The 26,382-nt window shown below is 69.2% G+C and carries 26 protein-coding genes and 1 pseudogene; 17 read left to right on the forward strand and 10 right to left on the reverse strand.

The window, feature by feature from the left end; all coding sequences use genetic code 11:
* The first annotated feature begins 24 nt into the window (after positions 1-24).
* Positions 25-231 carry a hypothetical protein gene (locus tag ABD374_RS16405; protein ID WP_344495807.1) on the forward strand — a complete coding sequence of 69 codons (207 nt, stop codon included), beginning with the start codon at positions 25-27 and terminating at the stop codon, positions 229-231.
* A gap of 79 nt (positions 232-310) precedes the next feature.
* Here ABD374_RS16405 and ABD374_RS16410 read toward each other — a convergent pair.
* Positions 311-1,186: pseudogene (locus tag ABD374_RS16410) on the reverse strand (penicillin acylase family protein); the annotation flags it as partial.
* A gap of 193 nt (positions 1,187-1,379) precedes the next feature.
* On the opposite strand from ABD374_RS16410, the gene ABD374_RS34665 reads away from it, so the two are divergent.
* The 5 genes from ABD374_RS34665 to ABD374_RS16430 all read left to right on the forward strand — a co-directional run bounded on the left by ABD374_RS34665 (position 1,380) and on the right by ABD374_RS16430 (position 4,490).
* Positions 1,380-1,460 carry a hypothetical protein gene (locus tag ABD374_RS34665; RefSeq protein ID WP_425577256.1) on the forward strand — a complete coding sequence of 27 codons (81 nt, stop codon included), beginning with the start codon at positions 1,380-1,382 and terminating at the stop codon, positions 1,458-1,460.
* A gap of 72 nt (positions 1,461-1,532) precedes the next feature.
* On the forward strand, positions 1,533-1,661 hold the full coding sequence (locus ABD374_RS16415) for a hypothetical protein (RefSeq protein WP_344495809.1): 129 nt from the start codon (positions 1,533-1,535) through the stop codon (positions 1,659-1,661).
* A 5-nt stretch (positions 1,662-1,666) separates the two neighbouring features.
* Positions 1,667-2,383: a hypothetical protein gene (locus tag ABD374_RS16420; protein ID WP_344495811.1), complete on the forward strand. Its 717-nt coding sequence runs from the start codon at positions 1,667-1,669 to the stop codon at positions 2,381-2,383.
* A gap of 613 nt (positions 2,384-2,996) precedes the next feature.
* Complete coding sequence (locus tag ABD374_RS16425) at positions 2,997-3,254, forward strand: hypothetical protein (RefSeq protein ID WP_344495813.1); 258 nt, start codon at positions 2,997-2,999, stop codon at positions 3,252-3,254.
* Between the two features lie 195 nt (positions 3,255-3,449).
* Complete coding sequence (locus tag ABD374_RS16430) at positions 3,450-4,490, forward strand: hypothetical protein (RefSeq protein WP_344495815.1); 1,041 nt, start codon at positions 3,450-3,452, stop codon at positions 4,488-4,490.
* Positions 4,491-5,178: 688 nt separating this feature from the next.
* Here the strand turns inward: ABD374_RS16430 and ABD374_RS16435 are convergent.
* Genes ABD374_RS16435 through ABD374_RS16445 form a run of 3 tightly spaced genes read right to left on the reverse strand, consistent with a single transcriptional unit; the run spans position 5,179 to position 7,721 of the window.
* Positions 5,179-5,808, reverse strand: coding sequence for an HAD family hydrolase (locus ABD374_RS16435; protein ID WP_344495817.1), 630 nt, complete (start codon positions 5,806-5,808; stop codon positions 5,179-5,181).
* Positions 5,809-5,852: 44 nt separating this feature from the next.
* Positions 5,853-6,662 carry an enoyl-CoA hydratase-related protein gene (locus ABD374_RS16440; RefSeq protein ID WP_344495819.1) on the reverse strand — a complete coding sequence of 270 codons (810 nt, stop codon included), beginning with the start codon at positions 6,660-6,662 and terminating at the stop codon, positions 5,853-5,855.
* A gap of 24 nt (positions 6,663-6,686) precedes the next feature.
* Positions 6,687-7,721, reverse strand: coding sequence for a phosphotransferase family protein (locus tag ABD374_RS16445; RefSeq protein ID WP_344495821.1), 1,035 nt, complete (start codon positions 7,719-7,721; stop codon positions 6,687-6,689).
* Positions 7,722-7,841: 120 nt separating this feature from the next.
* Between ABD374_RS16445 and ABD374_RS16450 the strand changes: the two genes are divergently transcribed.
* Positions 7,842-8,609, forward strand: a complete 768-nt coding sequence (locus ABD374_RS16450) for an SDR family oxidoreductase (RefSeq protein WP_344495823.1) — start codon at positions 7,842-7,844, stop codon at positions 8,607-8,609.
* 100 nt (positions 8,610-8,709) lie between these two features.
* Here the strand turns inward: ABD374_RS16450 and ABD374_RS16455 are convergent, their stop codons facing one another.
* Complete coding sequence (locus ABD374_RS16455; RefSeq protein ID WP_344495825.1) at positions 8,710-9,306, reverse strand: QsdR family transcriptional regulator; 597 nt, start codon at positions 9,304-9,306, stop codon at positions 8,710-8,712.
* Positions 9,307-9,334: 28 nt separating this feature from the next.
* Positions 9,335-10,846: an AMP-binding protein gene (locus tag ABD374_RS16460; protein ID WP_344495827.1), complete on the reverse strand. Its 1,512-nt coding sequence runs from the start codon at positions 10,844-10,846 to the stop codon at positions 9,335-9,337.
* A 224-nt stretch (positions 10,847-11,070) separates the two neighbouring features.
* Between ABD374_RS16460 and ABD374_RS16465 the strand changes: the two genes are divergently transcribed.
* A complete protein-coding gene (locus tag ABD374_RS16465) occupies positions 11,071-12,213 on the forward strand; it encodes a serine hydrolase domain-containing protein (RefSeq protein ID WP_344495829.1) in 1,143 nt (380 codons plus the stop codon).
* 46 nt (positions 12,214-12,259) lie between these two features.
* Here ABD374_RS16465 and ABD374_RS16470 read toward each other — a convergent pair whose 3' ends face one another.
* On the reverse strand, positions 12,260-13,459 hold the full coding sequence (locus ABD374_RS16470) for an acetyl-CoA C-acyltransferase (RefSeq protein ID WP_344495831.1): 1,200 nt from the start codon (positions 13,457-13,459) through the stop codon (positions 12,260-12,262).
* 185 nt (positions 13,460-13,644) lie between these two features.
* Between ABD374_RS16470 and ABD374_RS16475 the strand changes: the two genes are divergently transcribed.
* A complete protein-coding gene (locus ABD374_RS16475; RefSeq protein WP_344495834.1) occupies positions 13,645-14,874 on the forward strand; it encodes an acyl-CoA dehydrogenase family protein in 1,230 nt (409 codons plus the stop codon).
* 423 nt (positions 14,875-15,297) lie between these two features.
* Here the strand turns inward: ABD374_RS16475 and ABD374_RS16480 are convergent, their stop codons facing one another.
* The gene (locus tag ABD374_RS16480; RefSeq protein WP_344495836.1) at positions 15,298-15,654 is read right to left on the reverse strand and encodes a MerR family transcriptional regulator; all 357 of its coding nucleotides are present in this window, start codon (positions 15,652-15,654) and stop codon (positions 15,298-15,300) included.
* Between the two features lie 131 nt (positions 15,655-15,785).
* Here ABD374_RS16480 and ABD374_RS16485 point away from each other — a divergent pair, with 131 nt between their 5' ends.
* Together ABD374_RS16485 and ABD374_RS16490 are read left to right on the forward strand one after the other, a co-directional pair.
* Positions 15,786-16,496 carry an SDR family oxidoreductase gene (locus ABD374_RS16485; protein ID WP_344495837.1) on the forward strand — a complete coding sequence of 237 codons (711 nt, stop codon included), beginning with the start codon at positions 15,786-15,788 and terminating at the stop codon, positions 16,494-16,496.
* 70 nt (positions 16,497-16,566) lie between these two features.
* A complete protein-coding gene (locus ABD374_RS16490; protein WP_344495838.1) occupies positions 16,567-16,863 on the forward strand; it encodes a putative quinol monooxygenase in 297 nt (98 codons plus the stop codon).
* A 284-nt stretch (positions 16,864-17,147) separates the two neighbouring features.
* Here ABD374_RS16490 and ABD374_RS16495 read toward each other — a convergent pair whose 3' ends face one another.
* Positions 17,148-17,483 (reverse strand): hypothetical protein, encoded by a 336-nt coding sequence (locus ABD374_RS16495; RefSeq protein WP_344495840.1) that lies wholly within the window; start codon positions 17,481-17,483, stop codon positions 17,148-17,150.
* 16 nt (positions 17,484-17,499) lie between these two features.
* Between ABD374_RS16495 and ABD374_RS16500 the strand changes: the two genes are divergently transcribed.
* The 4 genes from ABD374_RS16500 to ABD374_RS16515 all read left to right on the forward strand — a co-directional run bounded on the left by ABD374_RS16500 (position 17,500) and on the right by ABD374_RS16515 (position 19,790).
* A complete protein-coding gene (locus ABD374_RS16500) occupies positions 17,500-17,712 on the forward strand; it encodes a hypothetical protein (RefSeq protein WP_344495842.1) in 213 nt (70 codons plus the stop codon).
* A gap of 739 nt (positions 17,713-18,451) precedes the next feature.
* Complete coding sequence (locus ABD374_RS16505) at positions 18,452-18,610, forward strand: hypothetical protein (protein ID WP_344495844.1); 159 nt, start codon at positions 18,452-18,454, stop codon at positions 18,608-18,610.
* A 227-nt stretch (positions 18,611-18,837) separates the two neighbouring features.
* Positions 18,838-19,137 carry a hypothetical protein gene (locus ABD374_RS16510; RefSeq protein ID WP_344495846.1) on the forward strand — a complete coding sequence of 100 codons (300 nt, stop codon included), beginning with the start codon at positions 18,838-18,840 and terminating at the stop codon, positions 19,135-19,137.
* A 281-nt stretch (positions 19,138-19,418) separates the two neighbouring features.
* Positions 19,419-19,790 (forward strand): hypothetical protein, encoded by a 372-nt coding sequence (locus ABD374_RS16515; RefSeq protein WP_344495848.1) that lies wholly within the window; start codon positions 19,419-19,421, stop codon positions 19,788-19,790.
* A gap of 1,199 nt (positions 19,791-20,989) precedes the next feature.
* Here the strand turns inward: ABD374_RS16515 and ABD374_RS16520 are convergent.
* Positions 20,990-24,976 (reverse strand): CHAT domain-containing protein, encoded by a 3,987-nt coding sequence (locus tag ABD374_RS16520; RefSeq protein WP_344495850.1) that lies wholly within the window; start codon positions 24,974-24,976, stop codon positions 20,990-20,992.
* A 44-nt stretch (positions 24,977-25,020) separates the two neighbouring features.
* Here ABD374_RS16520 and ABD374_RS16525 point away from each other — a divergent pair, with 44 nt between their 5' ends.
* Together ABD374_RS16525 and ABD374_RS16530 are read left to right on the forward strand one after the other, a co-directional pair.
* Positions 25,021-25,365 carry a hypothetical protein gene (locus tag ABD374_RS16525; protein ID WP_344495852.1) on the forward strand — a complete coding sequence of 115 codons (345 nt, stop codon included), beginning with the start codon at positions 25,021-25,023 and terminating at the stop codon, positions 25,363-25,365.
* 26 nt (positions 25,366-25,391) lie between these two features.
* A complete protein-coding gene (locus tag ABD374_RS16530; RefSeq protein ID WP_344495854.1) occupies positions 25,392-26,282 on the forward strand; it encodes a hypothetical protein in 891 nt (296 codons plus the stop codon).
* The last annotated feature ends 100 nt before the right edge of the window (positions 26,283-26,382 follow it).

The raw sequence follows: 26,382 nt of genomic DNA on the forward strand, positions 1-26,382 counted from the left end.
CGCCAGCGCCCTGGCGGCGGCCCGGTGTCCGCGCCGGCCTCGATCGACGGCTGGCGGGGCCGGGGAGCCGTCGCCCGGCGCGACGCGCCCGCCCCGCTGTCCGCGGCCGGGCGCAAGGTGTGCGTCGAGACGCCGACGGCGTACGAGAACGGCCTCGCCGGCGACCGGGACCGGACATGCTCACGGACCGTCCCGACGACCGCGCGACGGGGCGCCCGCCCCGCCCGGTGAGCAACCGGCGCGTCGGCGGAGGCTCCGCGCGCGCGACGGGCCCCACCGGTGGGGGCCCGCCGCCGTGTCTTCGCCGGGGTCAGCGCTCGCGTACGCGCTCCACCCGCAGCTCCGGCGACCTGAGGATGTCCTTCTCGCAGAACCGCGACGTCACCCAGCGCTCGCCCGAGTACAACCCGGTCTGGTCGCTGGAGTGCGGCGAGGCCGGGTTCGACGACTGCGCGTAGGCCAGCAGGGTGCGCGCCACCGGGCAGCGGCCGCCGTCCCAGCCCACCGCCTGGATGTGGCTGGAGCCGGCCGTCACCTCGGTGTAGCCGCCGCCCGCCGCGTTCCACACGGGCTCGATCTTGTTCCAGATGCCGAGCGACTCCGTACCGCCGTGGATCGGGAGGCGCTTGCCGCCGCGTACGACGAACTGGTGCTCGCCCAGCGGCGCGTCGAGCGCGATGCCCGCCGCCCTGAGTTCTTCCACCGCGCCCGTGAGGGCGGTGGCGAAGCCGGGTACGGCCGTGTCGAGCGTGTGCGGCGTACGCACCGGATCGGCGGGGGAGAACGGCACCTTCCACAGCTGGGCCGCCGGCACGGACGCCACCAGCCTGCGCCAGAACCGGTCGAAGAGCAGCGCGCCCCTGCTGTCGCTGTCCACCGTCCTGTCCCACCGTCCCAGGACCTCGCACACGTCCTTGAGGTCAGGCCGGTCCGCCGCGAGCGCCGTGCACGCCTTCGCCGTGTCGGCCGCCGCCAGATCACCGGCGGGTGCCCGGTTCGCGAACTGCTGCCGTTGCAGGTCCCCGACGGTCAGCCGGCCCCTCTCCGCCATGGCCGACACGTCCTCGACCGCGCCGCGCGTGCGCAGGGAACGGGGCGTCGCGACGCTGCCGAAGACCCGCTCGTAACCGGTCAGCGGCCGGTCCGCGTTGGTCAGCCAGGCGCTGTCGTTGGAGTTCTCCGCATGGTAACGCGTGGTTGCGACACGTAAGCAGCGAGTAGGCGTCGTCAGCCGGAGCGCACCGGCGCACTGCTCAGCGTCGATCGGGTACACCATCACGCGGGACGCTATCTCAGGGGTGTTGAGCGCCTGCGCGGTCTGGGCCCTCGGCAACACGCTGTTGATGCAGCAGGCCCTCGCAGATCCGAAGTGGGCGGACATGCTTACCGATGCCGACCGGCGTGCCCTGTCACCGCGGTTCTGGACGCACGTGAATCCCTATGGCTCGAACTGGACATGAACAGTTGGCGGTGACCGGCGACATGGGTTGCGCCGGTCATTGCGGGATTCCTGGCGTACGGAGACCGGGCGCGTGGACGAGCTGATCGGCTTGATCCTCCATTCCTGGGCGGCGCAGGGCGATCGAGGCGGCAGCGGCGCTCCCGGCACGGATGGCCAGTGCGGGGATCGGGCGGAGGGCGGCTGCGGCCGCAATCTGTGATCGCCGTGAACGTCCACGAAGCCGCCGTCCTGAATGCACTGCCTCCCGGCGCACCGGCCCCTAACCTGCTGGGCATCCACCGTCCCGCCGACTGGACCGCCGTTGTTATCGCCCACCTGGACGGGTCACATCCCAACCTATGCCCGGCCTCCGGCGACGCCGAACAGACCTGGGCCCTGCTGGACACGCTCACCTCCAGCCCAGCCCAGCCCCGCCCCGACGCCGTACGCCGCAGCGGTGAGCACGGCGCACTCCACGGCCGCCGCTCTGCACGGCTGGGACGAACCGGCCGGCCGACCTCGCGCCCACCGCTCGAACTCTCCTGCCGAAGCTCGCCGAACGGGAAGCGGCTTGGCCCGCCCTCGCCCGCGGAGACCGCATCGTCCACGGCGGCTTGGGCCGACAGCATGGTCCGCGACCATGACCGCGACGTGACTTTCGTCGACTGGGCCTATGTCACCACCGGACCCGCCTTCATCGACGCCGCCTCCCTCGCGCCACAGCTCATCCTCGCTGGCCACGCCCCCGCGGGAATCGCGCGCCTGCTGCGGGACTACCCCGCCACCGCCATCAGCCCCGACACCACTACGGCGTTCCTCGCCGTGCTCACCGGCCACTGGCACCGCAACACCCGCAAGCCCGCGCCCCCGGCGCCCCTGGACTGCGCGCCTACCAGCACCGGGCCGCCGCGGCCGGACTCACCCTCCTCTGCCACCTCCTGAGCTGAAGCCCCCACGACCTCCGCTCGACTCCCGGATGGACCGCCTCACGGAACCCGCGACGTAGTCCGCCAAGGGGACTGGGGCGCGGTGCCGCCGACCCGGGTCAGCCGCCGGCGCCGCCCTTCGGCTCCCTCGCCGACGCCCAGTCCAGCACCTCCGAACTGCCGTACACGCCCGAGCACCCCCGAGCGGAAACCGGAGCGCTGACGACGCCAGGAACCTTGCGCCCACTCCGGCCGCCGCGGGTGACCCCGCGGTCAGCACGCCCGGGCCGTCGGCGCTCCCGGCCCCGGTCGACGACGACCAGGCGGTCGGACTCCGCGAGGCCCAACAGCACCACCTGCCGGACATCACCCTCGCCCCGCTCCGCTTCGCCCGCGCCAACGACCCCGCCTTCCCGACCTCGGTCGACAAGTGCGGCACCGAACTGCTCTACCGCGTCGGCGACTTCAAGAAGTGGGCCCGCAACCGGCCCAGCGCCGCCACCGGCACCACCGACCCCGAACGACCCCGGCGGTCGCGCGGGGCGGGCATCCGCCCCGCGCGACCGCCTGCACCCCTGCCGGACCGGAGCCGGGGGAAGGATCCAGCGATCCTGATGTACACCTGAACCATGAAGACCCAGGAAGCGTTCTGCGTGCGATGCGGCAGTGCAGACACCCGAGTTACCCGCCTTGACCAGACCAGCGCGGAAGGCACCTGCTTCCGCTGCGACCAGCCCTTCCGCGCCACACTGTGCCAGGGCTGCGGAGGCTTCCGCATCGACGGCTCCTTCGGTGTCTCCGGCACGGGGTTCGAGAACCTCCCCGAGACCGTGAAGTGCTGGGACTGCGGTCACCGCAACTCGCTTCGCGACCCCGGCCCGGAGTAGGCCGCTGGCGCCGGCCCCGCCGCTCGCGGCCCGGCGCCGCCGACCCAACTTCCCAGGGCCTTGCACGCACTCCAGCGCGATGCCGTGGTCCTGAGCAGCGGCACCGATGCGTCGGCAGACGATCGCGTGCTGGTGCCGCTCGGTATGTCAGTCCCCCGCACTACCCTCCAACGAGGAAGACGTGGAGGGGGCAAAGTGGCCAACGATGGAATCGATCAGCGAGCGATCGAGAAGCACGTGAAGGCGCTCAAGAAGGCGTATGAGCGGGCTGCCAAGAAGTACCCGGTTACGATTCCGGTCGCGGGCAGGGGCTTCACCCCCTCATTCACCGGCGCTGGGACGGGAATCGAGCAGGACCCGCAGCTGGTCCGATTCCTGATCTGGCTGGGTGAACAGCCTCAGAGACAGTACGCAGAGCAGGACGCCTACGCCGAATACTCGGGCGTCTCTCTGGATGATGTTCAAGTTCTGGCCCTCGAGCTCGAGCGAGACGGCCTGGTCGACTCCATGGGCTCCTTCGGTGCAGACGACTCCTACCAGGTGACTGCGGACGGGCGAGTCGAACTTCGGCGGCTTGCCCAGCTACGCGACACCCCCGCCGCTCGGCACCGCTACGCGACTGACGCCTTTCTGCGGTGGCTGTACGACACCGCTCATGACCGACGCGCCACCCACCCAGCCGGCTTCCTGACCACCGCCGAGGCGCACTTCGCCGGGGGCGAACTGTCAGAGACCGAACTCGACTACGCCCTGGCACGCCTGACGAACTCCGGCCTCGTCGAAAGCGAAGACACGGAGCCCAAGGCCGTCGCCATCACCATCGACGGCATCGACTGCGTACTTTCTGGAGCAACCGTGAGCGACTACCTCAACCGCACCCGCCCCGGCGACTACTACAGCATCCACGGCACGAACGTAGTCGCCGGATCTCAGGCCAAGGTCGAGCAGCACAACCACAACAACGCCTTCGACCCCAGCGCCCTGCGGGAGTTCGCCGCACTGGTCCAGCAGCTCGCCCCGACCTACGGCATCGACCCCGAACAGCGGGATGCGCTCATCCATGACGCGGAAGTCCTCGCCGAGGAGACCAGCGGCGACAACGCACAGCCTGGCCGCATCCGCACCGCCTACGACACGGTGATGGGCCGCCTCGCCGAGATCAGTGCAGCCTCCGCCGGCCTCACCACCACGATCCAGCAAGGCCAGCAGGCACTCGGTACCGTCTTCGGCGGCTAGCTTCCGCTCCAGGAACCTCCGAGTGGGTGGCTGCCCCTCACGACAGACAGCCACCCACTCGTCTACCCCGCCCACTCCAGCCCGAGGTCCGCCAGCGCGGCGCCCTCGCCGAAGTCGTCCTCCGCGAGCGCACGCTGCTTCCAGAATCGCACCAGGCTCGTACGGACCCTCTACCCGCGGCTGGACCGCCTCACCGAACCCGCCCCGGCCATCACGTAGCCCGGCGGCCCGATGGGTCGGACACCCTTGAGAACGCTGCGTCCGCGCCCGGAGACCCAAAGCAGCTATGCTTCGTCTTCTTCGTCGGGGCGATCGAGGTCCTGGCCCAACGCACGCAGCAAGGCGTGGGCCCCTGCCAGCCTCGGCTGTGGTCAAAGAACGCGGGAGAGGCGGATTCGCGGATTCCGCGTCCTTTCCCCGGCCAGGAACGGCATCATCTCCTGGCCGGGGCGGTGAGATGTTCGCTGGCGAAGGTGGGCGTCGAGGGACGCGTCGTCGCGCCTCGTGGGAATTCACACAGGCTGGCAACTTCCGCGCATGGCTCGCCCGTCAAGGGAGTGCCTTGGGCGGGATGGAAGCCAGGTGGCCTTCCCCCATGGTCCCGGTGATGGTGTTTCCGGGCTGTTCTGCCTCGGCCGACCGCGGAACGGGAAGATGAGTTCATCCGGCGCGGTCGCATGAGAGTTGTCTAGCGCGAGGCGGGCATGAATTCGGCTTGTGGTCGGCCGAGGTGCTGGGCGAGCTTGGCAGTGGTGGTCGCAGCATCGCGGTGTGTAATGCCGACCATTCCCAGGCGCTCTGCCGCGACGATGTTCTGCTTCAGGTCGTCGATCATGACGATCTCGGTCGGGTGGCAGCCCAGTCGGTCGCAGGCGATTTGGTAGAGGCGGCGGGAGGGTTTGCGGACTCCTTCCCGGCCGGAGATGGTGACGCTGTCGAATAGTGAGTCGAGGTCCCAGCCGACGTAGGTGTCGGAGCCGAAGGAGTTGGAGATCAGGCCGACACGAATGCCCTGAGTCCTCACGGTGTTGACGAGGGTGACCATGGATTCGTCCCGCTGCAGCCGCTTCTGGATGCGCGCCACCAGGTCCCGTGGTTCCACTGTCGCGCCGTGCAGTTTGAGTCGGGCCGCGAAGCCGGTCTCGAACTCCTCGGCGCTGAGGCGGCCTTCTTCGTGGGCGCTTAGCAGTTTGCGTGACTGTTCGTCCTCGGTGAGGAGGCGCAGGGGCAGATCGCGGTCATGGCATTCTTCCTCGCCGAAGGCCCGGAACGCATCGAGCACGCTCGTGGTGAGGACGCCGCCGAAGTCGATCAGCACAGCTTGGCGAACAGTCCCGGGGGTGGTGGTGGCGTGGTGGCGGGTCATCGCGCGGCCAGCCCGGGGAATCGGGGCTTGCGGCCCTCAAGGTAGCTTGTCACGCCTTCGACGACGTCCGGGCCCAGGAGGGATTGCTGCATGAGGTCGTCGGCGCGGGCCACGGCTGTCGCGAAGTCGGTGTCCAGGGAGCTGTGGACCTGCTGTTTGATGACGCTCATCGCCCAGGGGGAGCTGAGGTCTGCCAGTTCTTGCGCGTAGGCGACAGCAGCGTCCACGAGGTTTTCCGCCGGCACGACGCGGTCGACCAGGCCGATGGCCAGCGCTTCGTCTCCGCGCACCACGCGGGCGGACAGCAGCAGGTCGAGCGCGCGGCTGGTGCCGATGAGGCGCGGCAGGATCCATGCGGCGCCGTATTCGGCGATGAGTCCTCTGCGGGCGAAGGCGGTGGTGAACTTGGCGTCGGGTGTGCAGAAGCGGATGTCGCAGAACAGGGCCTCGACGAGTCCGAGTCCGGCGGCTGCCCCGTTGACCGCAGCCACCATGGGCTTGCGGATGGTGAGGGGGAATTCGCGAGGGCGGGGGCGGTCCGGAAGGCCGGAGTCGTCGAGTTCGTCCACGCGCTGGAGGTCGGTCATGTCCGCGCCGGCACAGAATCCCCGGCCGGCCCCGGTGACGACGATGGCCCGCACGTCCGGGTCCGCCTCGGCTTCGTCGAGCAGGGCGAAGTACCGGTTCTCAAGGTCGTTGTTCCACGCGTTGAGCTTGTCCGGGCGGTTGAACGTCAGCAGCAGGACGGACCCGTGCCGCTGCGAGAGAACAAGGTCCTCGTTCGGATGCGGTGACGTCTGCGACATGGTGCTGTCCTTTCGAATGTGGTTTCAGAGGGAGGCGTCGTCGGCGATGGCGTGGGCGTAGCTGACGATGGAGGTGATGACGTCGCGTGTGGGGACACCAGTGCGCGCGCGGTCGGCGGGAGTGTCGAGGGAGCGGCGCAGTACCCCTTCGGCGATGATCGCGATTTTCCACAGGCCCAGTACGTGCCAGAAGCCCACGTCTGACGTGTCTCGTCCGGTGGTGGTCGCGTACTGGTCGATCAGTTCGGCCCGGCTGGGGAATCCGGGCAGGGTGGAGGCGGAGGTCCTGTCACTGATGTCCGATTCACCGTGTGCGGGCCAGTACGCCAGCAGGGTGCCGAGATCGGCCAGCGGGTTTCCCAGCGTGCTGAGTTCCCAGTCGAGGACGCCGACGATCGTGCCGTGGTCGGTGATCACGTTCTTGATGTGGAAGTCGCCGTGCACGAGGGTCGTCTCCTCCTGGGCGGGCATGGCCCGTTCCAGTCGCCGGGAGAGGCTGTCGAGCGCCGGGAGTTCGCCGGTCTTGGATGCCTCCCATTGCCGGTTCCAGCGCTTCAGCTGGCGCGGGGCGTAGGGGTTATGACTGGCGAGGTCCTGGAGTCGCGTTTCTTCGAGGTCGACGGCGTGGACGTGCCCGAGAGTGGTGGCCATATCTAGGCCGATCGAGGCGCGTTCCGCGATCGGGGTCCGCGCGGCGGTGTCCATGTCGTCGATGACGACGCCGCCCAGGTGTTCCATCAGCACCCATGGCACACCGGTGGCATTGTGCCGGGCCCCGTAGATGCGCGGGACGGGCACGGCGGTGCCCGACAGTGCGTCGACGATGCGGGCTTCGCGCAGGACGTCGTGGGCCGAGGCCAGGAGCTTTCCCGACGGTGGCCTGCGCAGGACCCAGGCGCGGGCGGCGTGGTCCTCGATCCGGTACGTCAGGTTGGAGAGGCCCGCACCGATGCGCTGGGCCGTGAGGGGAGGGGATACCTGCAGGCCGCAGGAGGTGAGCCAGTCGGTGGCCCAGTCGGCATCGACGGGCTGCAAAGACGCTGGGCGGGCGGCGGGCATGCTCGGGCCTTCCGGAAGATCAACGGCGGGGGTTGTGTGCGCGATCGACGAGGCGGTACGTTCCTGCAACATATCAGCGAATGTTGCAGACCTGCTAGGTAACCGAACAGGAAGTTCGACATGGACACCACGCGCTTGTTCTCACTTGAGGGCCGCACCGCCCTGGTCACCGGCGGCTCCCGCGGCATCGGCAGGATGATCGCCGAGGGATTCCTGGCTCAGGGGGCCCGTGTCTACATCACCGCCCGCAAGGCAAAGGTGTGCGACGCCACAGCCCGGGAGCTCTCCGAGCTGGGGGAGTGCCATTCACTGCCCGGCGACGTGTCGACCCTGCAGGGGATCAACGACCTCGTGGCCAGGTACGCGGAGCGCGAGCCGGCTCTGGACGTGCTGGTGAACAACGCGGGCGCCGCGTGGGCCGCCCCGTTCGACGAGTTCCCCGAGTCCGGCTGGGACAAGGTGATGGACCTCAACGTCAAGGGTCTGTTCTTCCTGACCCAGGCCCTGAAGCCGTTCCTGGTGCGGTCGCCCGGCGCGCATCTCGCGAAGGTCATCAACATCGCGTCGGTGGACGGGATCGCGGTCAACCCGGGCGAGACCTACTCCTACCACGCGAGCAAGGCCGGCGTGATCCACCTGACGCGCAGGATGGCGCTCGAACTCATCAAGAGCGGGATCGTCGTCAGCGCCATCGCGCCGGGCGCTTTCGCCTCCGAGATGAACCGCGCCGCCCGGGACCACGCCGAGGCGGTGATCGGCTACATTCCGGCCCGGCGCATCGGCGAACCGGAGGACATGGCCGCCGCGGCGATCTACCTGGCCTCCCGCGCGGGCGACTACGTGCTGGGCTCCACCGTCGTCGTCGACGGCGGAGCGTCCGTCGCGTAGCGAGGATCTGCCCGGGGACGGGATCGGGTGCGAGGGGAGCGGCGCGGCCTTCGTACCCGATCCCGATCTCCGCACGGCCCCGTCGGGGGCGTCGAGTCTCTTAGCGGACGGCCGGGGAGGTTGCAAGGAGTGCGGCGATCGCCGCACCGACCTTGGCGGAGTCCGGTTCCTCGCCAGTGATGATGTCGGCGTAGATGAAGGACTCGATGATCCGCACGATGAGGTAGGCCAGGTCGTGCAGGTCCATCGGCGGGAACTCGTGCCCACCGTCCCGCTCCTGCTGCAGCAGGTTCTGGAAGCTCTCCACGATGTGCTGCTGCAGCGGGCTGGCCTTGGTGGTGGTCAGCCGCAGTGACCGTTCCGGCTCGCGCTGCATGAACGCCCGGTAGTACGAGGCGTCGATGATCTTCTGCGCGTAGATCTCGGCGATCCGCGCGACGCGAGCGCCTCCGCTGCCGCTCGCCGCGTCGGCGGCCTTCTTGATGGTGGGGTCTGCCAGCGTCGTGAGGATGTTGACGACCAGGGTGTCGCGATTGCCCACCCACCGGAACAGCGTCGTACGATCCACGCCGAGCTCGGCGGCGAGATCCTGCATGTCCAGGCGGTCACCGTTGACGAACTTCTTCAGGGCGAGGCTGAACGCCTCGCGTGCGCCGGGCCGCACCGCCGGTCTTCCAGCCTCTCGTTTCGCAGTCACAACCGGAGTATAGGGAGCAGCCGGTACGTCATTCCGCCTGCTCCGGCTGGGAAGCCGGCTGCCGGAACCGGTTGGTGTCGATGGTCCGCTTCAGGATCTTGCCACTGGGTCCTTTGGGCAGGGCCTCGACGAACCTGACGAGGCGGGGGATCTTGTAGGCCGACATCCTCTCGCGTGCCCACGCGGTGATCTCGGGCCCTGTGACTGCCGCCGGCCGGTCCAGGACGATCACGGCGGCGACCTCCTGGCCGTAATGCTCGTCCGGTACGCCGACGACGGCCGCCTCGACGATGTGCGGGTGCTCGTAGAGGATCTCCTCGACCTCGCCGGGGTAGACGTTGTATCCACCCCGGATGATCAGGTCCTTCAGGCGGTCGACGATGAAGAGATCGCCGTCCTGGTCGACCATGCCGAGGTCACCTGTCCGCAGCCAGCCGTCGACCAGGGCCTGCGCGGTCGCTTCGGGGCGCCGCCAGTACCCCTTCATGACCGAGGGGCCGCTGATGTAGACCTCGCCCACCTCTCCCGGGTCAAGAGGCGAACCTGTCTCGCTCCGGACCTCCACCGCCGTCCGGGGCACCGGCCGCCCGGCCGAGCCTGTCTTCCGGATTCCTCCCTGGCCGTTGAAGGTTCCCTGGGAGGTCGTCTCGGTCAGCCCGTACCCTTCGAGCAGCTCGCACCCGAAACGGCTCTCGAACGCCTGGGCGACCGGTGCCGGGAGCGGGGCGCCGCCGGAGACAGCGAGACGGATATGGCCGAACCCGCTCCCGTCCTCGCCTTTGGATGAGCGCAGCATGGCGTTCCACATGGTCGGTACGCCGGCGACGATGGTGAGCCGGTGCGTGCGGATGGCGTCGATCATGGCCTCGGGGGTGAAAGGCGCTACCAGGTGCAGGGAGCTCCCTGTGGTGAGCGAGGCCATCATCACCGAGATCTGGCCGAAGATGTGGAACAGCGGCAGCCCGGTGCCGATCCGGTCGTCGGGTGTGCCGTTGCTGCATTCGACCGAGATCTGGGCGGCGGACAAGATGTTCGCGACCGTGAGTTCGGCGCCCTTGGGGCGGCCGGTGGTTCCCGAGGTGTACAGGATCGCCGCGGTGTCGTCGGGGTCCCGGTCGACGGGGGCCGCGAGCGGCAGAGCCTCCCACATGCCGTGTACGAGAGTGACAACCGGTGGCCCGTCCGCAGCCGCCGCTTTCCGGGCGGGTGCGCTCGCCTCGTGCCAGGCGATGACCAGTGAGGCTTGCGCGTCCCGCAGGACGTAGCTGACCTCCTCGCTCGTCGACATGGTGTTCATCGGCACCACGACGCAGCCCGCTGCCTGGATGCCGAGGTAGGCCACGACGTACGCCGGCACCGACGGTGCGATGAGAACGACCCGCTCCCCGGGTGCGACGCCCTGGGCGTTGAGGATCGAGGCGAAACGCAGGCTCGATTCGAGGAGCCCCTCGTAGCTGATGTGCTCGCGGGCGCCCCTGATGGCGACACTCCTGGGTGCTGCATCGGCGTGGAGGCGGACGGGGTCCAGCAGGCTCACCATGGCAGGTTTCTCCTTCGGCGCGGCGGGGGCTGGGTGCTCGCGTGGGAGCGGACGGCGGCGGGGCATCCGCGCAGCGTTCATGTGATTGTTGCGGGGAGGTGTCCAGGCTATTGACGCTTGCAACATTCGACCATACGTTGCATCGTGACCCGCGTCACAGCACTGGCAGGTGGTGTGGAGGGCAGGTCAGTGGTCTCTCGCCGTTCACGCCAGGGAGTTCAGCCATGACAGAGGTAGTCGACGGAGAATGCGACGCGCGGTTCGAGAAGGTGAGGGAACTCCTCGAGGAGAACATCGCCTGCGGCAACGAGGTGGGTATTTCCCTGGCGGTCGACCTGCGGGGGGAGCCGGTGCTGGACCTGTGGGGTGGCCACCGGGATGCGGCACGGACCGTGCCGTGGTCGAGGGACACGATCGTCAACGTCTGGTCCTCGACCAAGATGGTCACCAATCTGGCCGCGCTGATGCTGGTGGACCGCGGACTGCTCGACGTCCACGCCCCTGTCGCACGCTACTGGCCCGAGTTCGCCGCCCAGGGCAAGGACCACATCGAGGTGCGTCATCTCATGTCGCACACCTCCGGCCTGTCGGGCTGGGGCGGGCCCCTAGTCACGGAGGATCTGTACGACGTGCCGGGCGCCACCGCCCGACTGGCGCGCCAGGCCCCGTGGTGGCCGCCCGGTACTGCCTGCGGGTACCACTCCAACAGCCAGGGCCACCTCGTCGGGGAGCTCGTGCGACGCGTCTCGGGACTGTCGCTGACCGAATTCGTCCGGGCGGAGATCGCCGCCCCGCTGGGCGCCGACTTTCAGATCGGTGTGCGCCCCGAGGACGACGCGAGGGTGGCCGAGATCATCCCGCCACCGCCGTACGCCTTCGACTTCGCCGCGGCCGACCCCGACGACATCATGGTGAAGACGTTCGCCCACCCCCTCATCGACGCGGCGACGGCCAACACGCACGCCTGGCGGCGCGCGGAACTCGGGGCCGTCAACGGTCACGGCAACGCCCGATCGCTCAGCCGGATCCTGTCGGCCGTCTCCGCCGGCGGCTCGGTCGACGGGGTGCGTCTGCTCCGCCCCTCGACCATCGACCTGATCTTCGAGGAGCAGGCCAGCGGCGTCGACCTGGTCCTGGGGCTCCCCATGCGGTGGGGCATCGGCTACGCACTGTCCGAGCCCCAGTCGCTGCCCTACATCGCCGACGGGCGCACGTGTTTCTGGGGCGGCTGGGGCGGATCGCTGACCGTCATGCATGCCGATCGCGGTCTGACGATCTCCTATGTCATGAACCAGATGTCGGCCGGAGTCATCGGGTCGGACCGCTCGGCCGAGTACGTCACGGCCATCTACCAGGCGCTGGGATGAGAGGCGGGGTGGCCCGACCAAGGTGCGGACGGACCACCCCCAGCGTTCAGGCGACCTCGAAGAGGCCGGCGGCGCCCATGCCGCCGCCGATACACATCGAGACGACGGCGAACTGCTCGCCACGACGCCGTGCCTCCAGCAGGGCATGCCCCACGGCCCGGGCGCCCGTCATGCCATAGGGGTGGCCGAGCGCGATGGCCCCGCCGTTGACGTTGCACTTTTCGGGATCGATCCCCAGGGCGTCCTGGCAGTAGACCGCCTGGGACGCAAAAGCCTCATTGAGCTCCCACACGCCGATGTCGCCGACCGTGAGTCCGTGCCGCTCCAGCAGCTTCGGAACGGCGGCCACCGGCCCCACCCCCATCTCCTCCGGATCGCACCCGGTGACGGCCAGGCCGCAGTAATAACCCAGCGGCTCCAGACCCACGGCGGCCGCGTAGTCGCTGTCCATGAGGACCGACGCCGAGGCCCCGTCCGACAGTTGGGAGGCGTTGCCGGCCGTCACCGACGGAGTACCGCCCGCTTCGTCCGGCGACAGCACGGTCCGCAGCGCGGCCAGCCCTTCCGGTGTCGTGGCGCGGCGCAGCCCTTCGTCCTGGGTGATCGCGATCTCCACCTCGCGGGACTCGCCCGACTCGCGGTCCTTCTCGATCTTCACCACCGTCATGGGCGCGATCTCCGCGTCCATCAGGCCGGAGTCCTGCGCCGCCGCGGCGCGGCGATGGGATTCCGCACCCATCTCGTCCTGGCGTGTCCGGCTGATCCCGTACCGCAGGGCGACGATCTCAGCGGTGCGCACCATCGGGTAGTACAAGCCGGCGACCCGCTCGCTCAGCCACGGATCGGCCGCCCGGTAGCGGTTGTTGTGCTCGTTCTGAACCAGGGAGATCGATTCCACGCCTCCTCCGACAACGACCTTGAGCCCGTCGACCAGGACGCGCTGAGCGGCCATCGCTATCGCCATGAGCCCCGAGGAGCACTGCCGGTCCACCGTCATCCCCGGCACGCTCGCCGGCATGCCGGCCCGCAGCGCCGCCTGGCGGGCGACGTTGAACCCCGTCGTGCCCTCCGGCACGGCACACCCCAGCACCACATCCTCCACCAGTGCGGCCTCGATCCCGGCCACATCCAGCGCATGGGAAATGGCATGGGCCGCCAGCTCCTGGCCCTGCGTGTTGTTGAACGCCCCTCGGTACGCCTTCCCGATCGGCGTCCGGGCCGTCGCCACGATTGCTGCTCTGCTCATCTGGATTCCCCTCATCGGCCAATGCGCGGTCGCCACCACCAGCGATGCAACGTTTCTCATAATGTTGCACACGGGTGGCGATTGTTCTAGCCTCAGGCGAGTCCGACGGGCGCAGGCAGCGCTCGGCCCGGGCGGTCCTACCCACACAGCGGCGAGACCGAGCCGCGGACACCGCGAGGAACCTCATGGACATTCGCCCCTCCGAACGCGCATCGGACTACCAAAAGCGGCTGGAGATCTTCATGGACGAGTTCGTCTACCCGGCCGAGGCGGTGAGCGAGGAACAGATGAAGGCATCCGGCGACCTCTTCCACCACCCGGCCGTGGTCGAGGACCTCAAGACGGAGGCGCGCCGTCAGGGGCTGTGGAACCTGTTCCTTCCCGAGTCCGATCTCGGCGCCGGGCTCACCAACGTCGAGTACGCCCCTCTCGCCGAGATCATGGGGCGCAGCGCCCACCTCGCCCCGGAGGCGACCAACTGCAACGCGCCGGACACCGGCAACATCGAGGTCTTGGCCCGCTTCGGCACGCCCGAGCAGAAGGAGAAGTGGCTGCGGCCGCTGCTCGACGGTGAGATCGCCTCCGCGTTCGCCATGACGGAGCCGGCCGTCGCGAGCTCCGACGCCACGAACATCGAACTGAGCATGGCCCGCGACGGCGACGAATACGTCCTCAACGGCCGCAAGTGGTGGGCGTCCAACGCAATGCACCCGATGTGCAAGATCCTCATCGTGATGGGCAAGACCGACCCCACCGGCCCCAAGCACCGCCAGCAGAGCATGATGCTCGTCCCCATCGACACCCCCGGCGTGACCCTGGTGCGATCCCTGCCCACCTTCGGCTACATGGACCGCGAGGGCCACGCCGAGATCCTCTTCGAAAACACACGGGTGCCCGCGACCAACATCATCTCGGGCGAAGGCGACGGCTTCCTCATCAGCCAGGCGCGGCTCGGTCCCGGCCGCATCCACCACTGCATGCGGTCCATCGGCATGGCCGAACGCGCTCTGGACCTGATGATCGACCGGGCGCAGTCCCGCACCACCTTCGGACAACCGCTGGCACTGCGCAGCAACATCCAGGACTGGATCGCCGAGTCACGCATCGACCTGGAAATGGCCCGCCTCCTGACGATGAAGGCGGCCTGGCTGATGGACACCGTGGGCAACAAGGGCGCACGCGTCGAGATCGCCGCCATCAAGGTCGCCGCCCCCAGCATCGCCGCCCGGATCATCGACCGCGCCATCCAGGTCTTCGGAGCCGCCGGCATGTCCAATGACACCCCCCTCGCCGAGATGTACGTCCACCAGCGGCACCTGCGGATCGCCGACGGCCCGGACGAAGTACACAAGCGCACCATCGCCGCAGCCGAACTCCGCCGCCGCAACCCCGACTTCGCCCTCACCCCACGCTGACACGCCCACCCAAAGCGCCCTTCAGTAAGTGGTAGCAACCGTACGGAATCATCCGGGGCGCCGGTGATCAGCGTTGCCCAGGTTTGCGGTGGTGGCTGGGCTCACCACCGCCATTGCACAGCTACGCCGACCCCAGGCCCCACTTAGCCGAGGTCGGCGTAGCTGTTCACGGGCACCCGGTGAGAGCGTGGAGCGCTGCCGAGCCATCGCCCGGGGGCTCGAGACTGCCCGTCGCCGATGATCCCCAGGTGGGCGGTCTCTGGCCTCACGTCGGTGCGTCTCACGCTCGTGCGTCCTTACGCAGCGGACGCCAGGCTCGTAGCCGCTCGGACGGTGTAAGCGCCGGCCCGGTGGTACGGCCCTGGCTCAACAGGAAGGACGGTTGCGACGCCGGCGGGTGAACTGGCAGAGCGGAGAGTACCGTCACGCCTTGACGATTCCCGCTGCGACGATGTCTTCGATCACGCCGTCGAGTTTGCTTTTCGCTCGGGACAAGTCCTGGATGCGTTCGGCGATGCGATCGCGTTCCGTGGTGAGCTGGCCAAGCATGTCGGGAGTCGCGGTGCCGGTGCTCACGCACGGCAGCAGTTCGACAACGATCCGGCTGGAGAGGCCGGCGGCAAAAAGATCCTGAATGAGCTGGACGCGGTCCAGAGCGTCGTCGGAGTAGTCGCGCTGCCCGCCGGGCGTCCGTGTCGACTCCAGAAGGTTCTGCTCCTCGTAGTAGCGCAAGGCACGCACGCTGACCCCCGAGCGCTTGGCGAGCTGTCCGATACGCATGACGCAGATCACTTCCCTTCCGCTTGCACCTCACGTTGACGTCAGGTTTTAGCGTAGCAATACCGCCGAAGTACGCGCGGGATCCACGGACCGGCCTGACCTACTCCCGGCCGCATCGAAAGGGCACCTGCATGAACATCTCCGGAGCAACAGCGCTGGTGACCGGCGCGAACCGCGGGATCGGACGTCACTTCGCCACGCAACTTGCCGAGCGCGGCGCGAAGGTCTACGCGACCGCCCGTCGCCCCGGCAGCATCGACCTGCCGGGCGTGGAAGTCCTTCAGCTCGACATCACCAACCCGGCATCGATCAAGGCCGCCGCAGCGGTGGCCACCGACGTCGATCTGCTGGTGAACAACGCCGGGATCTCCACGGGCACCAACCTTCTGGGCAGCGAGCTCGACGCCATCCGGCGCGAGATGGACACGCACCTGTGGGGCAACCTGAACATGGTCCGCGCCTTCGCCCCCGTCCTGGCCGCCAACGGCGGAGGCGCGATCGTGAACGTGCTCTCGGCCCTGTCGTGGTTCTCCTACGACGGCAGCAACGCCTACGCAGTTGCCAAGGCGGCGGAGTGGAGCATGACCAACGGCATTCGCCTGGAGCTGGCAGCTCAGAACACGCTCGTCACCGGCGTCGTCCTGGGCGCGGCAGACACCGACATCATGGCCGGCGCCGACTACGACGGGCCGCTCACCGACCCCGCCGACGTCGCCCGCGCCGCACTCGACGGCGTCGAGAAGGGCCTCATCGAGGTCGTCGTCGACCAGTGGAGCGCCCACGTCAAGGCATCCCTGGCCGCTGACCCCGCGGACTTCTACCAGCAGCTGCTCGCCACCTGACCTCACCCTGCACACATACCGCTCCACCTGGCGGCAGCACCATCACACCGAAACCCAAAAGAGAAGAACCATGAACGACACCGTCATGATCATCGCTGAGAGCAACGCCGCCCCGGGCAAGGCCGACCAGGTCCGCTCGCTCATCGAAAGCGTCGTCGAGCGCACCCGCGCCGAAGACGGCTGCCTGCGCTACGAAGTCCTGCGCGACCTGGACGACGACAGCCACATCATCCTCATCGAGGAGTGGCGCGACCAGGCATCCCTCGACGCCCACCTCGCCAGTGAGCACCTCACCACCATGTTCCAGACGATGATGCCGCTCCTCGCCGGCGAAGGACGCGGAACCCGGGTGGCCCGAATCGCATAATCCAGCCCGACGCCGGCGGTCGCCCGGCCCCGGCTCAGAGCATGTTGTCTCCGAACTGGCGGCCGGGCGGCAGATCGGGGCTCAGTTCACTCCGCCTGCCTCGAGTTCGCCAATGTAGGAAGCGTGAAAAAAGACGCTGGTCAACCTGGTTGTTAAATACTAAAGGTGGTCACGCACCCGGGTCGCGGAGGCCTACCCCAGCATCCCGCTCTACATCACCGAGAACGGTGCCGCCTTCCACAATGACCCCTACAACCGGCAGCATCTAACGCAGGACGAGGGCGTCATACAAGGCGACGGCATCGCAGCACCGCGTAGCCCCGGCCGTCGTCCGGTTCCACGTCCACCCGGCCCGCCTGCCGCAGCATCGCTGCTGCATACTCCAGATTGTCCAGTACCGGAGCTGTCACCGCCGATGTCCATACCAGCGCCACTTCTGTCGCCAAGCGGAATCCCTCCAGGACCAACCTGGACATGTCGGCGGCACTGAGCATCCGCCACAGGTCGATATTGACGACCCGGTCGAACGCTTCGTCAGGGAAGGGTACTGAGACCCCGAGGAGATGCAGGTTCCGGTCGCCGGCGGGCGCTGAAGTGGAGTTCCAGAGGATCGCCGTCACCCCTGGGCAGATCTCTATGTACCACCTGCCGACCACTCCGCCCAAGGTGACCGATCGGCGCTCATTCTCCGGCACTGCGACGACCCAGGCCGAGGCTCTGCCTCCGGACGTCCTCGCCGCCATCGTGCGCGCGGCCATTGAAGCCCACCGCGACCCCGAAGTCCATCGGCGGGCACTCGCGCGCGAAGAGTCGGAACGGGAAGCGATCCGCCGGCGGCTGACCGCCTGACTCACTTGGCGCTAAGTCGGCCACAGCGTGACTGCCTCGGGCGCCGTTCTCAACGACTGTCCTCACCAACACCGGCACGCACGCCCCGCCATGACGACATCACACATTCAGGGGTAGGTGATCATGTCGGTATATGCGTAATAGATCTCGGTGCCGGCACTGTTGTACATTCGGAATACTGCGTACGCCGTCAGCTTTGTGAAGCGGGAGGCGTCGGCGGTCGCCTGTTTTGAGGGAGTCTCACTGCAGGGCCTGAGACTGGTTGATGACACCGCTTCGCCGGTGTACACGTCGTAGAGGGAGACGCGGTAGCCAGCGCAATTTGCGGGAGGATCATAGACGGTCGCTTGCCCAATGAACGTCGAACTGACCAAGGCCAGGCATAGCCTGGAGCTGCCATCCATGGGGGTGCACTGCTGCTCATTGACTGTCGTCTGTGCGGGGGAGAAACCCCCCGCTGCATGAGGAGTGGACGCCGCAGCCGGAACCGAGCCTGCCCCTACGGCCAGAATCGCGGTACTGAATAGTGCCAAGAATAAACGCCGCATAACTCTCCTCGATATCGTGAACTCCGCTGCTGGTGCTCACGAGTCTGACCTCCGCAAGTCATGGTCACAAGACCGCAGCTCGACGTTGCCGCGCCACCACTGCTCCCCAGGACTGATGCAAAATCCCGGTGATCATGCGTGGCCGCTGGTCAGAGCGTGGTAAAGCCGCCGCAGGGACCGGGCGCACCGTCATGACCACCGCCACCGCACCGCTATCCACTGGTGAGGCCCTGCCGCCCGACAGCCTGGCCTCCATCGTGCGCGAGGCCATCGAGGCTCACCGCGACCCGACGGTCGACAGGCACTCGCCCGCGAAGAAGCCGAGCGTCGCGCGACCCACGAGCGCCTGAACGGGCGGCCGAACCCGGACGGCCTCTCACCGGGTGGATCTTGAGCCGGGCTCCGTGCACCACACTTGTTGCACGCACTATGGTCGTCCCGGCCGCTTCTGAGCTGCGAGAACTTGAACCGCACGCTGGCGGCGCCCCGGAGAAATGTCGGTGATTTCGATTGCTCGGGTGAGGATCTCGAACGGGACTTCGTGGCGCGCACCGCCTGCTGGAGCCGGAATCGGCGCGTGCTGCTCACCTACGACCAGGCCGTCAACGACTACGAGCTGCCCGCGACCGAGGGCAAGCGCGGAGATCCGAGGTGGCCGGCCTTCGCCCGCCGTCACGGATTCGACATCGACCACCCGGTGCAGTGGGAGGTCGAAGCGCTGGAGCCGGACGAACTCCGGCGCCTGGTCCTGGCCGCCGTCGCCCCGTACATCGACCGCCAGGTCCTCGCGCAGCAGACCGCCCGGCAGGAAGAACAGCGCCGCGCTCTGGCCTCCTTCGTTCGAGGCTGGGGCGCGGCGGGTGGAACGTCGGCCTAACGCTGCACGGGGGGCCTGTGCGGCCTGGGCGAAGTGCATGGCGATCCCCTTCGCTCCCGGGCGGCCTTCTGGATCGTGAGCAAGTCCCGCCCCTTTTTCGGGAGTTGGCTTGAATGTTTGCCGGCGGGAGGTCCACGTGTGGTTCAGTGGTGTTGCCGAACAATGGCAGCAACGTTCACTGCCCCAATCCGAGACGGTCGCCTCCGGGTGATGGTGAGTACGTGGGTTGCGGCACCCGTTACTCGAAGAACCTGGGAGGTTGTCATGGATGGCTGGGACTGGTGAGCTTGAAGGGCATATCGAAGGTGAAGAGCCGCACGAGGAAGGCCGGCGTGGCCGTGACCGCAGTCGCGTCGGTTGCCGGGATGGTCTTCGCGGCGACGCCCGCGGCCGCCGCCGGCTCCGCCACCTTCTCGATTGACTACGGGGCGAGCTACTACAAGGGCGCGGCCACCTGGTCCAACCGGACGGTCGACGTCGCCGGATCGTTCAAGGCCGACATCTGTCGGCGGGTCTACGTGCGGGCGTTTGCAGGCAGCACCACACTGGACGTTAAGAGCACCAGCGGCTGGTGCAACCGATCGGGGCCGGCGAACTTTACCCTTGCGGCAGACGTCTCGTCGGTGGGTCCGACAACATCTGGGTCTACATGACCGACGAAAACCAGACACACCTCGAAGGACAAGACCTGTTACCGCAGCTCCGGCGCCCGCGTCGACGGCCTGAAGTAGCTTCGCGGCCCCGACGCCAGAGCGCGGAACCGGCGGCCGCGAACCGCACAGGGCCCAACGTGGGGCGTTCAGCCCGGCGCATGTGTCGAACCGACCAACGCCGTTGGTGGCCAGAAGGACACGGCCGGCGTCAGCACGAAGCGCTCCCGCCTTCTGCTGGACCAGTTCAGCGGCCGTGATCGATCTGAGCGCCGGTCACGGAGCGTGGCAGGTTACGGGAGGGTGGGGGACGTCGGCGGCTTCGCCGTGTTCGGGACATAGTCGAAGTTGGGAGGGAGCGTGCCGAAGAGGATGCCGACGCGCGGAGGTGTGGCCCCAGTGTCCTGCGCGAAGAGGTCCGCGGCGTCCTGGGTGACGTAGAAGGGTGCCTTCTTGATACGGAAGCCCGTGAGGCTCGGGCGGGCTTCGGCATGACGCGGATGAAGGTGTCCTTCAGGGTGATCGTCTTGCCGGATCGGGAGTGGTGGAGCTTGAGGCCGCCGGGGTAGAAGACGCGGCCCTTGGAGTCGAGGCCGTCACCGGCCGTTGAACCGATGGGCATGTTGAACCCCCGCCCGTCGGCGCCCATCACGAACGGGCTGATGGCCTCCAGCGTGATGTCCTCACGCTCCATCCAGACCAGGGTCTCGTCACTCATCTCCCCCTGGGCATGGCTCCAGGGGGAGATGTAGGCGCCCGGCAGCGGATCGGTGACAGCTTCTGTCCTGAGGGTGGCTGGCTGGTGGGCTGCCGCTCCGGCCGGGGTCAGGCCGAGCGGTGCGGAGAGTGCAGCCGCGGCGGCGAGGACGGTGAGACGTCGGAGTGAGCGCATACGCATCCCGTGCCACCGCTTGGGACGGACGGCCCACTTGACGGCTACGGCCCGCGGAAGGCCGCCGACGCGAGCGGCAGCCCCGACATCCGGTCGGCGACCGGCAAGCCCTCCGGCGCGTCGACCCCACCGTCACGCCCACGTCCACGAGCGTCGGCTCGGCCCCCACGGCCACCCCCACCACCGCGGCCCCGAGCCCGGACCCCTCGCCGACGGGGTGTGACCGCGCTTCCTGTGGTGGTGCACGTAAGGTCTTCGTCTGTGCGAAGGCGGGACGGTCGTCGCCGGCCGCGCCCGGGGGAGAGCTCCGTTACGGCCCGCTGTGGATCAGCGACGCCCACAGGTGCGGTCGACCGGGATGCTCGGCGCGCAGGTGCCGGATGACGCGATGGAGCGAGGTCGCCGCGTCATCGGCGGACGGTGTGTCCGGCATCAGCCGGTAGAAGTGATCGGCTGCGCCGGCCGCGACGCGGTCGTCCAGCGGCCAGAGACTCGCGACGACATGCCGAAACCCGGCCAGCTGGAACGCGGAGGCAAGGTGGATGGACTCGTCCGCGTGCCGCCGGCCGACGTGCCCGGTGGAGCACGCGGACAGGTATGCCAGTTCGGCCTCGTGGAGGTCGCGGCGGCCGATCTCCGCGATGGACAGCACACCGTCGTGGAGATGGAGCCCGCCTTCGGAGGGCGCGTAGGGGTCGGTGCTGGCGTGGCAGGCGAAGTGCGCCCAGCTCGCCTCGGGGAGCGCGCCGGTCACCCGGGCGGCAGTGGCCTGCTCATTGGTGAGCAACGGCATGTCGGGATGGGCCGCGTGCAGGCTCGCCGCCTCGGCGGCGGTGGCCGGCAGGTCGGGCAGGCCCGGGGTCCGGTCGAGGGCGACGGTGAGCCGGCGCAGGACTGTCGCGGCCGGACGTTTCTGGGCGCGGGCCAGGGCCCGCAGGGTGGGTGTGTACGACGAGACCACCCGGTTGAGCGCCCCGGGCCGGTCGGGGTGCCCGGCCGCGTGCAGCGGCAGCAGCGCGAGCGGCCCCGTCGGCATCCACCACACGCGGGGGAGTACTCCGTCGTCCGGACGGAGCCGGTGTTCGACTGCGTCGAGGACCGGCTCGACCGCCGTGTCCCACAGTCGGCCGAGCAGTTCCGTCAGCACCCGCTGCCGGCGCATCTCGCCGGCGAACGACCCGGCGTCGTGCGTCGCTTCCGTCAACTCGGCGCCCCACGCCTCGGCATCGGCCAGCCGCAGGTCGGGCAGCGGTATGAGCAGCGGGGGCCCGTCGGCGGTGACGACGATGCCGTCGCACCTCTGCAGTCCAGCGTTGAGCAGCACGACCGCCCCGTCGGCGGCGGTCGGTCGCAGCTCGCTCCACGTCGGCGGGAGCAGGAACCGGTCCAGGCCCGGCAGGCGCCGGATCTCCGTCAGGACGGCGTCGTGCTCGGTCCACAGCCTTTTGCGCCGGTCCACGTGATCGATGTCCTGGCCGTCGGGCGTGGTCAGGGCCGGGGGATCCGGCGCGTTGAGGGCATCGCGGACGCGGCTCAGGCGCCGGGCCAGTGCGGGGTGCTCGGCCGCCAGGTCCGCGAGGGGCGTCCGCAGCGCCAACTGGGACGCCAGCAGGACCGACCGGCCCAGCTCACCGGCCTGGACCGCGCCGCCCGGGTCGTCGAGGGCACAGTGCACGGCGATCGTCTCGCCGACCAGTCCGTGGTTCGCGCCGAGGCGGTGCTCGTGGTCGGCCGACGAGGTCTCCCGAGCCGCGACCGACGGCAGCAGCTCCACCGCCGTGTCGAACAGCAGCCGGGCGGTGTGCGGTTCTTCCAGCAAGTAGGCGAGCCGGCCCACCGCCCAGCAGGCGCGGACCCGGTCGAGCGGGGGCGACGTCGTGGCCGAAAGTGCGTCCTGCGCGAGTCGGATGGTCCGCGCCCGGCCGAGGGGGCCGCCGCTGCTCCACCGTCTCCGGTAGCAAGTCCCGAGGAGGTAGATGCGTGCCGCCCGGTTGGGATGGTCGCCGGGGGTGGCCGTGACCGCCTGTTCCGCGGCGTCGACGGCACGGTCGAGGTCGGACACGTCGCCGGTCCGCTGGAACCGCAGCCGGTAGGCATAGCCGAGGCCGAACAGATACCGCGCGCGCTCCGGGTGGCCGGTGGGGACTGCGGCGGCCGTCTCCTGCGCCAGGTCGACGGAGCGGTCCAGGTCGGCCGGGTCGCCCGAGTGCTCGTACCGTGTCTGGTGGGCCCGCGCGAGGTTGAACAGGCGCAGCGCGCGGTCGGGGTGGTCCGCGGGTGTGGCCGCGACCGCCAGGAGTACGAGGTCGACGGCGCGGTCGAAGTCGGTCGCGGCACGGCTGCGCTGGGACCGATCTTGGTAGGCGACCCCGAGGCCGTTCAGGTACATGGCCCGGGCCGGGTGGTCGTCCGGTGTGGCGGCCAGGGCCTGTTCCTGATGTGTGAGGGCCCGGTCCAGGTCGTGCAGGCTGCCGTTGTGCCAGAACCGCTGTTTGAGGGCGTTGCCGAGGTTGTTCAGGCGCATCGCACGGTCCGGATGGTCGTCCGGTGTCGCGGCCACCGCGCGTCTGGCGGCGTCGATGGCCGCGTCCATGTCCGACGGCTCCCCGGTGCGGGCGAACCTGGCCCAGTGGGTGAGGCCGAGGTTCGACAGGCGGTACGCGACATCCGGGTGGTCGGTGGGCGTGTCGGCCACGGCCTGTTCCTGATGCGCGACGGCCTGGTCCAGATCGGCCGCGTCTCCCAGCAGTTCGAACCGCCCCCGCAGGGCCGCCGCGAGGTTGTTCAGGGCGGTCGCGCGCAGCGGGTGATCGGCGGGAATCGCGGCGACGGCTCTTTGTAGGCTCTCGACGGCCCGGTGGATGTCTGCGGGGTGTGCGTTCCGGTCGAAGCGCGCGTCGTACGCGGCACCGAGGTTGGACAGGCGGAGCCCGCGATCCGGGTGGTCGGTGGGCGTGGCGGCGACGGCCTGTTCGTAGTACGCGACGGTACGGTCCAGATCGCCCACGTCCCCCAGCCGGTCGAAGCGCGCGTGGTACGCGACACCGAGGTTGGACAGGAACGTCGCGAACTGGTGGTACCCCTGGGGTGCCGTGGCCACGGCACGGCCGAGGTGACCGATGGCCCGGTTCAGGTCGGCCACCTCGCCGAGCCGTTCGAACCGCGCATAGTACGCCATGCCGAGGTTGGACAGGTAGGCCGCACCACCGGGCGCGTCGTCCGGGGCGGCGGCCACCGCCTGTTCGTGGTGGCCGATGGCCCGGTCCAGGTCCACCAGGTTCCCGGTCCGCTCGAAGCGGGCGTGATGGGCGACGCCGAGGTTGCACAAGACGGTCACGCGAAACGGGCTACCGGTGTCGGCGGCGGCCTGTGCCCCGAACTCGATGGCACGATCCAGGTCCGACGGTCGGCCCGCCCGTTCGAACCGTAACCAGTAGGCGGCGCCGAGGTTGGACAGGATGATCGGCCGGTGCGGGAAGTCGGCGGGGGCGGCGGCGACTGCGTGCTCGCCGGTGTCGATGGCGCGGTCCAGGTCCGTGCGGTCCCCAGTCCTTTCGAAGCGCCGCAGGTGGCTTGTGGCGAGGTTGGTCAGGGTGGTCGCCCGGTTGGGGGAGTCGGCGGGTACGGCAGCAAGTGCGTGCTCGCCGGTGTCGATGGCGCGCTCCAGGTCCGTGCGGTCCCCGGTCTTCTCGAAGCGCCACAGGCGGCCCGCGGCGAGGTCGGTCAGGATGGTCTGCCGGTGCGGGGAATCGGCGGGGGCAACGGCCATCGCGCGCTCGTCCGCGTTCACAGCCCGGTCCAGGTCCCCGAGGTGCCCGCTCCCTTGGTACCGCAGTAAGAGGCCCGTGGCGAGAGTGGCCAGGTGGAACGCCATGTTCAGGTCGGCACCGGTCGCGACGACGGCCCGTTCCCCGCACTCGATGGCCCCGGCCAGGTCGTTCGGGTGCCCGACCCGCTGGAACCGCAGGAGATGGGTGACGCTGAGATTGCCCAGGATCAGCGCGGAGTTCGGGTCGCCGACGTGGAGGGCGGCCACGGCCTGTCGCCCGATGCCGATCGACTGGTCGGCGTCGTCCTCCCCACCTGTCAGGGCGTACAGCGCCCGGTGGGTCTCGGCGAGGTTGTACAGGCGGGTGGCACGGTGCGGATGGTGCAACGGTGTCAGGGCGAGGATGCTGCGGAACAACGGCACACAGCGGGTCAGCAGGGTCGTGTCACCGGCTCGGGTAGCCCGGTTGAGAAGGTCGACCGCCTGGTGATTCAGCTGCTCCGGATCAAGCCGGTGGTCGGAGGACATCGCCCATGAGACTATCGGCTGACCGACGGAAGGGGGAGCGTGTGGTGGACGCCGAACGATCGGCCCTGACCACGCTGTGCAAGGAGTTCGACGCACTGATCGGCGAGACCAGGCTCCACACCGCGGCACGTCAGGAACTGCTGGAACGGATCGTGGCCGAGGCGCGGGCCCGGCGCCCGGTGCTCACCCTGCTGGGCCAGTTGTTGAACACCGACCGCGAGACCACCCTGCGCACGCTCGCCACGGGACTGCCGGGAGCCGGGCCGGGCACCGCCCGGCAGGAGAACTTCCGCTGTCCGGACGGCGCCTGCGACCGGACGGCGGTGCCGCCACCGGCGGGCGCCATCCCGCGCTGCGCGGTCATGGGCCGGCCCATGGAGCGGGGGTAGCGCAGGTGGGCGGTTTCTTCCAGCAATTGGCCAAAACACTGGCCGACCGGTGGATCAGCCTGCTCGTGCTGCCCGGTGCGTTCTTCCTCGGCGCGGTGTGGCTGTCCGTCAACCTCGGCCATGTCGACGCGTGGAACGTCGCACTGCTGACCCGGCGGGCCGAGGACACCATGGCCCAGATCGCCGACCTGCCGAGCGGCGCGCAGGCACTCCTCGTCGTAGCCGTACTGGCGGCTGCCTCCGGCGTGGGCTTCGTCGTGCAGGCGCTGGCCGCGGTCACCCGGCGGGTCTGGCTGGGGCCGTGGCCCCGTCCCTTCGCCTCGGTCGCGGCGGCACGTACGACGCGCCGGCGTGCGCGGTGGCACCGGCTCGTCGAGGAACGCCGGGCCCTGGAAGCCATGAGCCCGGCCACCCGCACCCGCGAGCGGCAGGACCGGATCGACACCGCGGCCCAGCGCATCACCCGGCTGGCCATGGCCGAGCCGGGGAGACCCACCTGGATGGGCGACCGGATTCACGCTGTGGAGTCCATCGCGTACCACCGCCACGGACTCGACCTGACCTACGGCTGGTCCCGCCTCTGGCTGGTACTCCCCGACACCGCACGGACCGATCTAACCGCCGCGCACTCGGCGTTCGCCGCCGCCGTCGCCACCGGAACCTGGACCGTGCCCTATCTCCTGCTCGCCGCGGTGTGGTGGCCTGCCGTGCTGGTCGCCGCGGGCATCGGCCTGACCGGATGGGCCCGCGCCCGCGCCGCCGTGGCCGATCTCACCACCCTGACCGAGGCCACCCTCGACCTGCACGGCCGTACGCTGGCGGCCGCGCTGGGGATCGGCGACGCCACGGAGGAGGCCGGTCCGCTCACGGTCAGCGAGGGCGAGCGCATCACCGACCTCGTGCGGAAGGGCCGCTAGGCAGTGTCTGATGGCTCTTGTCCGGGGCGGTGGATCTGTTGCCGTTCCGGGCAGGAGTCCGTCATGGTGCGTCGGCATGAACTGACGAATGCTCAATGGG

This window comes from Streptomyces enissocaesilis (assembly GCF_039533765.1).
Taxonomy (GTDB): Bacteria; Actinomycetota; Actinomycetes; order Streptomycetales; family Streptomycetaceae; genus Streptomyces; species Streptomyces enissocaesilis.